Below are 13425 nucleotides of genomic sequence, written 5' to 3' on the forward strand. Positions count from 1 at the left end.
GACCCCCGAAGCCGTGGGCGACTATTCCAGATGCCCGTAGAACAACGTCTCGAAGATCGACCGGGCGCGTCGCGTGAGTCGCAGGTAGTCTTCCTCCAGGATCGCGGCGCTGCCCGGTTCGTATCCGCTCCACCGGGCGATCGCTTCAAGGTCCTTCCGTGAAGACGGCAACGAATCAGAGGCACGACCATTTCGCAGAACGTTGCCCCCACGGATACGTGTCGCCAGCCTCCAAGCCGATTCAAGGATCGCGGCGTCTTCGGCAGCGACGATCTCCAACTTGACGGCCTCTTCCAGAGCTCGCAGGGTGCTCGTGGTCTTGAGTCCCGGATTCTCGTGCGCGTGCTCGAGCTGAATCAGTTGCGTGAGCCATTCGATGTCGCTCAGCCCGCCACGACCAAGTTTGACCTGACGCGCGGGATCAGCGCCTCGGGGCATCCTTTCGGCCTCCACCCGCGCCTTCATACGCTGTATTTGCCGGATTTGATCCTCCGAAACATTCTTCGGGTAACGATAAGGATTGATGAGTCGGATGAATTTCTCCGCCACTTCGGCAGAACCTGCCAGAGGCCGTGCACGGAGCAATGCTTGGTACTCCCAGGTATCAGCCCAACGCTCGTAATACTCCGCGAATGAATCCAAGGTACGAACCATGGGCCCGGATTTGCCCTCGGGTCGAAGATCGGCATCAATTTCCAGTGTCTTCTCGGCACGTATCGCGGGCTTCATGGGAATCTTCAGCAACTGGGTCATCCGATTGATCAGGGTGTTGGCCTGAGCAACGGCCTTGCCGTGGTCAGCGCCGCTCCGCGGTTGATGCACATACATGACGTCGGCATCGGAGCCGTAACCGATCTCCGCGCCACCTTGGCGCCCCATCCCGATCACGGCAACATCGGTCAGGACCTCTTCGCCCTTCTCCTGGTACAACTCGCGTTCCGCGGTGTGGAGGGCCCCCAAAATGGTCGCTTGATCCGCGTGAGCCAGCCCTTCCATCACGTCATTCAAATCGGTCACGCCAACCGCCTCGCCCAGGGCGATGCGCAGGATCTCGCGGCGGCGAATAAGCCGAATCATCCGGATCGCTGACATTGCGTCCGGGTGGCGTGAAATTTTCGAACGGATTTCGGACCACAAGTTTTCGAAAGGCTCAGGCCGCAGCCTTTCGTCCCGGTCCAGCCACGAAATCGATTCCGGTTCGTCTTCCAGGAGATCCGTGATGAACCGGGAACTCGACAGAACCGCGCACAGGCGCTCAGCGGCCGCGGGCGAATCACGCAGCATGCGCAAGTACCACTGGGTTTGCCCCAGTGACTCGGAGACTCGGCGGAACCCCAGCAAACCGGCGTCGGGGTCGACGCCGCGGGCGAACCAACCGAGGAGCACCGGCAGTATGGTCCGCTGGATTTCGGCGCGTCGTGAGAGGCCTTTTGTCAGGGCTTCGATATGGCGCATGGCCCCACGCGGGTCCAGGTAGCCCAAAGCTGACAGTCGGTCTTGGGCCGCCTCCGGCGTCAGAGCAACCTCATCGACGGACAGCTTGGAAACCGCCGCAAGCAGCGGACGGAAGAAGAGACGTTCGTGGAGCCCGCGCACCGTACGCTGCGATCGTTTCCGTTGTTTGAGCAGATCATCGGGGGTGAACCGAGTCCGATCGGAATTCCCGCGCATTCCCCTGGCGACGGCCGCCTGCTCGGCTTCCTTGACCGGCATGAGGTGCGTACGCCGCAGATGGAGCAGTTGGATACGGTGCTCGAGCGTGCGCTGCCACCGATATTCGTAGCCCAGACTCCCCGAGGCATCGCGTCCCACATAGGACCGGTCACGCAACGCGGAAAGTGCCGCCGTGGTCGATCGCATCCGGACGCTCTCGTCCGTCCGGCCGTGAACCAGTTGCAGAAGCTGGACCGTGAACTCCACGTCCCTCAGCCCGCCTGGCCCCAGTTTGATCTGTCGCTCACGCTCTTCCGACGGTATATTGTCGGTCACCCGACGGCGCATGGACTGGACGGAATCCACAAAATTCTCCCGACCAGATGCTTCCCACACGAACGGCGCAATTGCGTGAACGTACTCTTCACCCAGACGCCGGGAACCTGCGACGGGGCGTGCCTTGAGCAATGCCTGGAATTCCCAGTTCTCGGCCCACCGGTCGTAATACCTCCGGTGTGAATCGATGCTCCTGACCAACGGACCGTCTTTGCCTTCCGGACGGAGGTTTGCATCGACTTCCCAGAGGCCAGGCTCGGGGCCGACCCCGTAAACCACTTTCGTCAGGGCCTTGACCAGTTCGGTGCCAATCCGGCCCATGACCTCCTCATCGGGTTCCTCGAGATCTCCGCGGACATCGGCCGAGGAGGGTCCTACCGCGTAAACAACGTCGACGTCGGAAATGTAATTGAGCTCGCGAGCTCCGCACTTTCCCATCGCAATAATGGTCAGGTCCACGGAAGCCACGGCGGGTTCGTTCTCAGAGATCTCGGCCCTGGCGACGGCCAACGCCCCCTCGAGAGCTGCCCCCGCCAGGTCCGCGAGCGCGGCGCCGACCTTGGGCATGTCCTCTATAGGGTCCTCGGAGGTGAGATCCGCCAGCGCTATTCGAGTCAGGTACTCACGATAAGTGGTTCTGACGGCGAGCTTCGCATCGTCGCCGGTAATTCGTGCAATGGGTTGCTCGGATTCGGGGTCGGCGCCGACGGCCTCAAGCATTGCACGGCGGTAACGATCGTTCAGGTCCGAGACTTCAACGTCAGGCAAGGGCCGAGGGGGCTCGTCGAAGATGCCGAGATGCTCAGGGTAGCGCATGAGGAACTCACCGAGTGCCTCAGATGCGCCGAGCACCCGGAACAGACCCGCTGCCTCCTGGCCGCGGGCAATGTGTTGGCTCAACTCCGGGGCATCAGTCAGCATGCGGACGACCGCTTTGAGCGCCATGTCCGGGGAAGGGCTGAGCGCCAGGCCCTCGAGCAGTTTGGCTTTATCGACGTCTCTCAGTTCATCCGATTCCAGCCATCGGTTGGCGCCGCTCAAATCGTTGAATCCGACCGCGGCCAGCCGCCGCTTGGCCTCGTGACCGGTGCCTTCCCGGGGTCTTTCCTGCTCGCCCATGGTGCTACAGAAGGCCCAGGTTGTACTTGAGTTCGTACGGGGTCACTTCCATGCGATAAGCCGTCCAATCGTCCTGCTTATTGCGCAAGAACTGATTGAATACCTGCTCCCCCAGGGTCTCTGCCATGAATTCTGACTCTTCGGTCTGGCGGATCGCATCGTGCAGGGACGACGGGAGGGGGCTGTGCCCCAAACTGCGCCTTTCGGCCGCGCTCATGGATGCGACGTCCTCGGCCTCTGCCTCGGACAGCTCGTATTCGTTCTCTATCCCTTTGAGGCCCGCGGCAAGGATCACCGCGTAACCTAGGTATGGGTTGACGGCCGAATCGATGCCCCGGTATTCGATGCGAGCCGACTGCATCTTGTTGGGCTTGTACAGAGGCACACGCACCAGCGCGGAACGGTTGTTGTGACCCCAGGACAGATAGCTCGGAGCTTCTCCTCCACCCCACAGACGCTTGTAAGAATTCACGAATTGGTTGGTCACGGACGTGAATTCCGGGGCGTGCCGCAGCACACCCGCAATGAAGTGACGCGCCGTCTGGGACAGCTGGTACTCGGCCCCGGCTTCGAAAAACGCGTTTGTGTCTCCTTCGAAGAGGGAGAAATGCGTGTGCATACCGGAGCCGGGAAATTCCGTGAACGGTTTGGGCATGAACGTCGCATAGATTCCCTGCGAGAAGGCGACTTCCTTGATGACCGAACGGAAAGTCATGATGTTGTCCGCGGTTTGCAACGCGTCGGCGTGCCGTAGATCAATTTCGTTCTGTCCCGGTCCGCCTTCATGGTGGCTGAATTCAACCGAGATGCCGACCGCCTCGAGCATCGTGACGGCTCGACGTCGGAAATCCTGGACGACTCCCCCATACACGTGGTCGAAGTAGCCTTCCCGGTCCACGGGAACGGGGGTGCCTTCTGCACTGAGCTCCTGGGACTTCAGGAGATAGAACTCGATTTCGGGCGAGGTGTAGCAGGTGAATCCCATGTCGCCGGCCTTGGACAGGATTCGCTTGAGCACACCGCGCGAGTCGGCGGATGAGGGTTCGCCGTCCGGGGTGAGGATGTCACAGAACATGCGCGAAGTCGGTTCGGTCTCGCCACGCCACGGGAGAAGCTGGAATGTCGAGGGATCCGGTTGAAGGAGCATATCGGATTCGTGGACCCGGGACAGGCCTTCGATGGATGAGCCATCGAAGCCGAGCCCCTCTTCGAACACCGTCTCGACCTCTGCGGGCGCGAGCGCCACGGATTTGAGGGTACCGACGACGTCGGTGAACCACATGCGAACGAAACGCACATCTCTTTCCTCGATGGTGCGAAGAACAAATTCCTGCTGACGGTCCATGACACTCCTCCATGGTCGACGTGCCGCGCTGGCTAACCTAGGCCAACTCTATCCTGAGGGCGTGCGCACCTCGACCAATTCGCGAAGCGGCACGAATACGCCGTAAAGGAGCCTTCAACTATGCAAAACTGCCACATCGTTGGAGGAGACCGCGCGTAGACTGATCGGCATGGCTTCGTACCTCCAGGACACTGACCACACACATTCCGACGCCAGCGACTGGCTCAGCTCGGTTCGACGAGTAAGAACCACTCATCTGCAACGCTGCAAAGACCGAGGGCAACGATTCTCAATGTTGACCTGTTATGACGCCTTGACCGCGGCGGTCTTCGACGAGGCCGGAATCGAGGTTCTGCTCATCGGGGATTCGGCGGGCAACACCGTCTACGGTTACGAGTCGACCGTCCCGGTGACTTTGGACGAGTTGATTCCTTTGACCCGAGCCGTCTCAGGTGCCGCAACCCGGGCAATGGTCGTCGTCGACTTGCCGTTCGGGAGCTACGAACAGTCCCCTGCACAGGCCGTCGCCAGTTCGGTCAGACTCATGAAGGAAGGCGGGGCTCACGCCGTCAAGATGGAAGGCAGCGCCTACTACGCCGAACACGTCGAAGCGATGGTCCAGGCGGGAATCCCCGTCATGGCTCACATCGGTTTCACCCCGCAAGCGACCAACGCTTTGGGAGGATTTCGCGTGCAGGGCCGGGACGACGCCGCCGAGCGACTCCTCGTGGACGCTCGGGCCCTCGCCGAGGCCGGCGCTTTTGCGGTGCTCATCGAGATGACGGCCAGCCCGGCCGTCGAAGCCGTCGTGGACGGGATCGATGTCCCGACCGTAGGTATCGGCGCGGGCGGGTCCACGACCGGACAGGTCCTGGTGTGGCAGGACATGATGGGACTCACCGAAGGAAAGGTACCTCGGTTCGTCAAAAAGTATGCAGACCTGCGATCCGTGATCGCCGATGCAGCCGGTGCATACAGAAAAGACGTGCTCGACGGCAGTTTCCCTGCTCCCGAGCACGTCTTCGAGGACTGAGCGCTTGATCACTGTCTGATCAGGCTTCACCCTTCCATCGTGCGTCGTCTTCATCCCATTTTTCATTGCGTTCTTTAGCTATGTTCAAGGCGTTTTGCGCTTCCTCGCGGGAGCTGTACGGCCCGAGAAGTTGCCGATAGTCCGATTGGGCGCCTTGTTCGACCGTGTGCGTATACGTGTTGAACCAAAATTGCTGGTCTTCCGGGACGTGCGCGCTTCCGTTGGTACCCATGGGGTGACCTCCTCGTCGTCGATCGTGTTCTAGAGTTGACTATATGTCCCGTACCAATGCTTCCACGACATCCCACAACATCCCTGCCGAACACGGCGGCGCTCCCTTGGGCAACCTGACCCCGGGCGCCATCGGCCCCACTCGCAAGGTTCCGGCTTCCATCGAGCGCCCCGAATACGTCGGCAAAGCGACCGCGGATGAGGGCAACGGATCGGATCTGTACACCCCTGAAGAAGTTGAACTGATCCGCGAGTCCGGGAAGATCGCCGCGGGCTCGATCGTCGCCGCCGAAGAGTACTGCGTTCCGGGACGTACGACCGATGAAATCGACCGAGTCGTCCACGAGTACATGTGCGACCACGGCGCTTACCCCTCGACCCTGGGCTACCGGAATTTCTGGAAGTCCGTGTGCACGTCTTTGAACGAAGTCATCTGCCACGGCATCCCGGACTCCACGGTTCTGGAGGAAGGCGACATCATCAACCTTGACGTCACCGCCTACAAGAACGGCATGCACGGGGACACCAACCGGACGCTGCTGGTCGGAGAGGTGGACGAAGAATCGCGTCTGCTGGTCGAGCGCACCGAAGAATCGCTGAACCGTGCGATGAAGGCCGTCAAACCGGGACGCGAGCTCAACGTCATCGGTCGGGTGATCGAGAAGTACGCATCGCGTTTCGGTTACGGCGTGGTCCGCGACTTCACCGGTCACGGAGTGGGACGCGAATTCCACTCCGGTTTGATCGTCCCCCATTACGATGCCGCGCCGGCCTACAACACCGTGATCGAGGAAGGCATGGTGTTCACGATCGAGCCCATGCTCAATCTCGGAACCATCGACTGGCAGATGTGGGATGACGACTGGACCGTCGTCACCAAAGACCGCAAACGAAGCGCCCAATTCGAACACACCATGGTGGTCACCGCTGACGGCGTCGACGTTCTGACCCTCCCATAGCCAACACCCCTATCCAGCACCCCCGCAGGAGAATCCATGCCTCATACGTCACCGGATCGTCCCGACGTCGCTGTACAGCAGGACCTCAGCACGTCCCAAGACCTCCCCGAGCCCAAACCTCACGAGTTGGTGATCGGCGTCGACATCGGAGGCACCGGAATCAAGGGAGGCATTGTGGACCTGCGCAATGGCTCCCTCGTCAGCGAGCGATTCCGCATCGATACGCCCAGCCCCGCTACACCGGAAAAGGTTCTGCCTGTGGTTCGGCAGATCGTTGAGGAGCTTCAGGGCCGGGACATTGCCCCGGAGGAAGGCAGCGCAATTGGCATCGACTTCCCGGCTATCGTCAAAAACGGTGTCACGTGGTCGGCCGCCAACGTGGACAAGTCGTGGATCGGCGCCGAACTGAAGAAGCTGGCCGAAGAACAGGTGGGCCGCACGGTGTACGCGGTCAACGACGCCGACGCTGCCGGTCTCGCTGAAGGTATTTACGGACAGGGCCGGGACAACAGCGGACTGATTATGGTCATCACTCTGGGTACGGGGATTGGGTCGGCCATCATTCACAATGGCGTGCTCGTTCCGAACTCCGAATTGGGCCACCTGGAAATCGAGGGACACGACGCCGAATCCCGTGCCTCGGTCCGCGCACGGGAACGCGACGACCTGTCCTGGAAAGACTACGGAAAACGCCTCCACACCTATTTCTCCCGCGTGGAAGCGCTCTTCTCCCCGGACCTCTTCGTCATCGGTGGCGGGGTCTCGAAGAAACCCGAGAAATTCATGCCGTATCTGGACGGCATTAAGACACCGATGGTTCCGGCCGCCTTGCGCAATAACGCAGGGATTGTGGGTGCTGCCCTGTGGTCGGCCGGTCAGCCCGGCGAGCGTGAGCGACACGATCAAGATCTTCGGCGCTGATACCGGCGGGCCTAGCCGCCAAGGAAGCGGTCGAGGCTTTCACCGCCCGGCTCTAGGGGTCAAACCCCTGAGTCGGGGAGGCGCCCCGGAGGGCCCTAAGGGTCACCATTTTTAAAAGTTGAACGCCGGTACCTGACGGCTTCCCCTCCGCAAGTACCGGCGACCAGTTCCTATCTAATCACAAGATGAACGCTGGGTCTAGATCAAAGTCGGCTGATCCGGATCTTCCGACTCCGGAACAGCGGTGGATGCATTTTTGCCCTTGCGCTTTGCCTGGGCAGAACCAGATTTCTTGCCTCTGCTCTTGCTCTGCGGTTCGGGCTCTGCAGCTTCGGCAACCGTGGAGCTCTCGGCCGTTTCGCTTTCAGAGTCGTGCTTGACCTCGAATGCGGCCGTCGCAGGAGCCGAACCCGTGCGGAGGTTTTCTATGGCTTTTTCGAAATCCGCGAGACCGTCGAACGCCTGGTAAACGCTCGCGAAGCGTAAGTAGGCGACCTCGTCAAGCCGCTGCAACGGATCGAGAATGGCCAGCCCGACGTCGTTCGCGTCGATCTCCGCAAGCCCGCGGGCACGAATGGATTCTTCGACCTCTTGAGCCAATAATGCGAGGTCGTCCTCGCTGACGGGCCGCCCTTGACATGCTTTGCGGACGCCGGAGATGATCTTGACTCGCTTGAACGGTTCGGTCGCACCCGAACGTTTGATGACATTGACCGATGTGGTCTCGAGAGTTGAGAATCTGCGGCCGCACGAGGAGCATTGCCGACGGCGCCTGATCGATGAGCCGTCGTCGGCAACGCGCGAGTCCACGACCCGGGAATCCGGATGGCGGCAATAAGGACAATGCATATTAGGAGGCCCCCTCCGAGACGGAATCGTCGATTCGAGCGGTGATCGCTTCTCCGTGAGCGGGAAGGTCCTCCGCACCGGAGAGTGCAACGACCTCCTCCCCGACTTCAGCCAAAGCGTCCGCGGAGTACTCGATGATCTGAACGGCTTTCATGAACGATGTGGTGCACAATCCACTGCTGTGGCGGGCCGAGCCGCCCGTCGGCAGAACGTGATTCGAGCCGGCAGCATAGTCTCCCAAAGGCACCGGGCTGTAGGGGCCCAGGAATATCGCTCCAGCGTTCCGAATTCTGGCCGCAATATCGCCTGGTCGCTCGGTCTGAATCTCCAAGTGCTCCGGCGCGTAGGCATTGGCGACGTCAACGCTCTGATCGACGTCCTCGGTCAGGATCACGCCGGACTGCGGGCCGCTCAGTGCTGTTACGACCCTGTCGTGGTGTTTGGTCTTGGCCACGCGCGCTTCGAGGGCAGATGCGGTCTGATCCGCAAGTTCCGGGGAGTCTGTAATGAGAATCGACCCGGCGTGAGGATCGTGTTCGGCCTGCGACAAGAGATCGGCCGCAACGTATTCCGGGTTCGCCTGCTCATCGGCGATCACGGCAATTTCGGTGGTGCCCGCCTCGCCGTCCACTCCCACGACGGAACGCAACTGACGTTTGGCCATGGCGACGAAGATGTTGCCGGGACCCGTGATCGTGTCGACCGGTTCAAGAGTTTCCTCGTCGTCAAAACCGTAGGCCATGGCACCCAGGGCCTGGGCACCGCCAATGGCCCACACCTCATCGATTCCGAGGAGCCCGGCCGCAGCGAGGGTCGTGGGGTGCGGCAAACCGCCGAACTCCTTTTGGGGCGGAGTACAGAGAACCACCGAGTCAACGCCGGCCGCTTGCGCAGGCACCGCATTCATGACAACAGACGACGGATAGACCGCCAGTCCCCCGGGAACGTAGAGGCCGACTCGTCTCACAGGGGTCCACCGGTGAACCAGCCGAGCTCCGGAAGCGACTTCGATACTCGCGTCCTCCGGGCGCTGTGCGCCGGCGAAGACCCGAGTCCGTTCGATCGCGGTCTCCAATCCGCGGCGAACCGACGGATCCAGATCCTCGACCGCACGATCGATGGCGCTTTGGGGCACACGCAGGTTCGCCTGCTCGACGCCGTCAAAACGTGCGGACAACTCACGCAATGCTTCGCAACCGCGATCCTTGACGTCGGCGAGGATTGAGGCGACGGTCTCCTCGGCCGAGGACACGAATTCACTCGTCTGACGCGGTACGACTGAAAGCAGCTGGGCATGACTCAGTTGCTGTCCACGCAGGTCGATGAGGCGCATCGAGAAGGGTTGACTGGGACTCGGGTCTGAAATGCTCACTGGTCCAGTTTAACGCCCGCGGGCCGCCTTACCCGACCGGCGGGTCATACACCGACTTCGGACCCCGCCGAGGATGACTTCTCCAGGCACGAGGAGCCGAACAACACTTTCAAATCACCGTAGAGCGCTGGGTTCGGATTGACCCGCAGCCTCGGGGAGAGCCGCATCAGCACGTCCTTGGTTCGGCACGCGAGGTTGATTCGAACCTCGGCATCACCGCGATGGTTCAAAAGGATGGATTCGAGCTCACGCAGGTTCTGCTCGGTGGCACGGTGTTCGGGCAGGGACAAGACGATCGGGCCTTTCTGCCCGTCCGCATCGATATCCGGTACCTTGAGCTCCATGGCGCTGATCGTCACGGTTCCGTCGTCCCGGCGTTGGAGTCGACCCTTGATCGTGCAGATCAAATCCTCGGTCAGCACGCCGGAAATGGGTGTATAGACCTTTCCGAAGAACATGACTTCCATCGAGCCCGTCCTATCCTCCAGTTCGATGCGCGCATAGGCGTTGCCGCTGGTCTTCGCGACCTTGCGCTGGACGGAGGTGATCATGCCCGCGATGGTGACGATCGATCCGTCCGGCTTCCCTTCTTCATCCAGCAAGGACTGAACGGATGAATCAGATAGCTGCCCCAGGACGTCATCGAGCCCCCGCAAAGGGTGGTCCGAGACGTACAGGCCGAGCATTTCCCTCTCGAAATTGAGTTTGTCGCGGCGTTCCCACTCCGGGACGTCCGGAATCGCAACCGTGAGCTCAGTGGTCGGGTCTTCTTCCTCCGCACCGATTCCCCCGAACAGGTCGAATTGCCCCGCAGCCTCCTGGCGTTTGACCGAAACCGTCGAATCCACGGCTTCCTCGTGGATCAGGGACAAGGCTCGACGACGATGTCCCAGGTCGTCGAAAGCGCCCGCCTTGATCAATGACTCAATGGTTCGTTTGTTGCAGCAGACCGCCGGAACCTTCTTGAGGAAATCGTGGAAGGACGTAAAGCGGCCTTTTTCGGTACGGGTTTCCACCAAGGCAGAGACGACGTTCGCACCGACGTTGCGGACAGCACCCATGCCGAAGCGGATGTCGTCCCCCACAGGCGTGAAATTCAGCGCGGACTCGTTGACATCCGGCGGCAGAACAGTAATTCCCATGCGACGGCATTCGTTGAGATACAGGGCAAGCTTGTCCTTGTCATCGCCCACCGAAGTCAGAAGTGCCGCCATGTATTCCTGCGGATAATGGGCCTTGAGATAGGCCGTCCAGTACGAGACCAATCCGTAGGCTGCGGTGTGGGCCTTGTTGAACGCATAATCGGAGAAGGGCAGCAGAATGTCCCAGAGCGCCTTGATCGCGGCTTCGGAATAACCGTTGTCCAGCATCCCCTGGTGGAAGGTCACGTACTGGCGATCCAGCTCGGCCTTCTTTTTCTTGCCCATTGCACGGCGCAGAATATCCGCCTCACCGAGCGAGTATCCCGCGACCTTCTGCGCGATGGCCATGACCTGCTCCTGGTAGACGATCAGACCATACGTCGTGTCCAGGATTTCGGCGAGCGGCTCTTCCAATTCCGCATGGATCGGGGTGACTTCCTGGAGGCCGTTCTTGCGCAGGGCGTAGTTGGTGTGCGAGTTGGCTCCCATCGGGCCCGGCCTGTACAGAGCCAACACAGCGGAAATGTGTTCGAAGTGGTCCGGCTGCATGAGCTTGAGCAACTGACGCATGGGGCCGCCGTCGAGCTGGAAAACACCCAAGGTGTCCCCGCGGGCCAGCAACTTGTAGGACTCGGCATCGTCCGTCTCCAGGCTCTCCAGATCAAGAGTGAAGTCTCGGTTGAACTGGATGTTCTCGATCGCGTCGGAAATGATGGTCAGATTGCGCAGACCCAAGAAGTCCATCTTGATCAGGCCGAGGCCTTCACACGTCGGATAGTCGAATTGGGTGATGACCTGCCCGTCTTGTTCACGGCGCATGATCGGAATGATGTCGATGATGTTGTGGCTGGACATGATCACGCCCGCCGCGTGCACACCCCACTGGCGTTTCAGGCCCTCCAGGCCTTCGGCGGTCTCGAAAACCTTGCGCGAGTCCTCGTCCGACGCGATCAGCTCACGCAGTTCCTCGGCTTCCCCGTATCGCTTGGCGTCCTTGTTGTAGACGTCCTGAAGAGAAATGCCCTTGCCCATGACGTCCGGCGGCATCGCCTTGGTCAGACGCTCGCCCGTTGAAAAGGGATAGCCCAGAACGCGAGAAGAGTCCTTGAGGGCCTGTTTGGCTTTGATGGTTCCGTAGGTGACGATCTGGGCGACTTTGTCCTCGCCGTACTTCTCGGTCACGTAGTGGATGACCTCGGAACGACGACGATCATCGAAATCGACGTCGAAGTCGGGCATGGAAACGCGGTCGGGGTTCAGAAAGCGCTCGAAGATGAGATCGTGTTCGAGCGGGTTCAACTCGGTGATACGCATCGCGTACGCGACCATTGAACCTGCACCCGAACCGCGACCTGGCCCGACTCGGATCCCGTTGTTCTTGGCCCAGTTGATGAAGTCGGCCACGACGAGGAAGTAGCCAGGGAACCCCATCTGGGTGATGATCCCGACCTCGTACTCGGCCTGTTTGCGGACGTCGTCCGGCACGCCGTGGGGAAAACGATAGTGAAGACCGTTCTCGACCTCCTTGACGAACCAAGACTCCTCGTTCTCCCCGGGCGGGCACGGGAAGTTCGGCATGTAGTTGGCACTGGTGTCGAATTCGACGTTGCAGCGTTCGGCGATTTCCAGGGTGTTGTCGCATGCTTCCGGGAAGTCACGGAACAACTCCCTCATCTCCGCGGGAGATTTCAGGTAGAACTCGTCGGCGTCGAATTTGAAACGCTTGGGATCCTGAATCGTGGAGCCGGATTGCACGCACAGAAGAGCCGCGTGGGCTTTGGCGTCTTCCGCGTGCGTGTAGTGGAGGTCATTGGTTGCCACGAGCGGCAATTGCAGGTCCTTGGCCAACCTTAGAAGGTCACTGGTAACCTGCTTCTCGATGCCGAGCCCGTGATCCATGAGCTCGCAGTAGTAGTTCTCCTTACCGAAGATATCGCGGAATTCGGCCGCCGCGTCACGAGCCTCGTTGTATTGGCCCAGCCGAAGACGCGTCTGCACCTCCCCCGAGGGGCACCCCGTGGTCGCGATCAAACCGTCCGAGTACATGTTGAGCAGCTCACGGTCCATGCGCGGCTTGTAGAGCTGACCCTCCAACGACGCCCTCGAGGATGCCCTGAACAGGTTGTGCATGCCCTTGGTGTTCTCCGCGAGCAAGGTCATGTGCGTATAAGCACCGCCGCCCGAGACGTCGTTGCGACCGCCATCGGCGAACTTCACACGCGTGCGATCTTGCCGGGCGGTACCGGGCGTCACATACGCTTCTACGCCGATAATCGGCTTGATGCCTGCGTTGCGCGCCTTGTTCCAGAAGTCGAACGCACCGAAGAGGAACCCGTGGTCCGTGGTGGCCATCGAGCTCATCCCCAGCTCGTGGGCATGCTCGAACAGATCGTCCAATCGCGCCGCCCCGTCGAGCATCGAGTACTCGGTATGGACGTGGAGATGGGTAAAGTCTTTGGATTTAG

At 60.7% G+C, this 13425-nt stretch carries 9 protein-coding genes; 3 read left to right on the forward strand and 6 right to left on the reverse strand.

The genetic code is table 11. From position 1 onward, the window contains the following. Positions 1 to 21 precede the first annotated feature (21 nt). Together EWV35_RS06270 and glnA are read right to left on the reverse strand one after the other, a co-directional pair. Positions 22 to 3108 (reverse strand): bifunctional [glutamine synthetase] adenylyltransferase/[glutamine synthetase]-adenylyl-L-tyrosine phosphorylase, encoded by a 3087-nt coding sequence (locus EWV35_RS06270; protein WP_129659184.1) that lies wholly within the window; start codon positions 3106 to 3108, stop codon positions 22 to 24. 4 nt (positions 3109 to 3112) lie between these two features. Then, positions 3113 to 4453, reverse strand: coding sequence for a type I glutamate--ammonia ligase (gene glnA, locus EWV35_RS06275; RefSeq protein ID WP_129360938.1), 1341 nt, complete (start codon positions 4451 to 4453; stop codon positions 3113 to 3115). Between the two features lie 169 nt (positions 4454 to 4622). Between glnA and panB the strand changes: the two genes are divergently transcribed. Next, complete coding sequence (panB, locus tag EWV35_RS06280) at positions 4623 to 5486, forward strand: 3-methyl-2-oxobutanoate hydroxymethyltransferase (protein WP_129659187.1); 864 nt, start codon at positions 4623 to 4625, stop codon at positions 5484 to 5486. A gap of 19 nt (positions 5487 to 5505) precedes the next feature. On the opposite strand, the gene EWV35_RS06285 is transcribed toward panB, so the two are convergent. Then, entirely contained in the window at positions 5506 to 5718 is a 213-nt protein-coding gene (locus EWV35_RS06285) for an SPOR domain-containing protein (RefSeq protein WP_129659190.1), read from the reverse strand. Positions 5719 to 5761: 43 nt separating this feature from the next. Here EWV35_RS06285 and map point away from each other — a divergent pair, with 43 nt between their 5' ends. Together map and ppgK are read left to right on the forward strand one after the other, a co-directional pair. After that, positions 5762 to 6676, forward strand: coding sequence for a type I methionyl aminopeptidase (map, locus tag EWV35_RS06290; RefSeq protein WP_129659193.1), 915 nt, complete (start codon positions 5762 to 5764; stop codon positions 6674 to 6676). A gap of 36 nt (positions 6677 to 6712) precedes the next feature. Further along, a complete protein-coding gene (gene ppgK / locus EWV35_RS06295) occupies positions 6713 to 7597 on the forward strand; it encodes a polyphosphate--glucose phosphotransferase (RefSeq protein WP_129659196.1) in 885 nt (294 codons plus the stop codon). 198 nt (positions 7598 to 7795) lie between these two features. Here the strand turns inward: ppgK and nrdR are convergent, their stop codons facing one another. From nrdR to dnaE, 3 genes are all read right to left on the reverse strand, one after another. Continuing rightward, on the reverse strand, positions 7796 to 8446 hold the full coding sequence (gene nrdR / locus EWV35_RS06300) for a transcriptional regulator NrdR (RefSeq protein WP_129659199.1): 651 nt from the start codon (positions 8444 to 8446) through the stop codon (positions 7796 to 7798). A gap of 1 nt (position 8447) precedes the next feature. Continuing rightward, entirely contained in the window at positions 8448 to 9779 is a 1332-nt protein-coding gene (gene hisD / locus EWV35_RS06305; protein WP_129659661.1) for a histidinol dehydrogenase, read from the reverse strand. Between the two features lie 83 nt (positions 9780 to 9862). After that, positions 9863 to 13378: a DNA polymerase III subunit alpha gene (gene dnaE / locus EWV35_RS06310; RefSeq protein ID WP_238654231.1), complete on the reverse strand. Its 3516-nt coding sequence runs from the start codon at positions 13376 to 13378 to the stop codon at positions 9863 to 9865. Between the last annotated feature and the right edge of the window lie 47 nt (positions 13379 to 13425).

Origin of the sequence: Rothia uropygialis, from assembly GCF_004137765.1 — a bacterium.
Lineage (GTDB): Bacteria > Actinomycetota > Actinomycetes > Actinomycetales > Micrococcaceae > Rothia.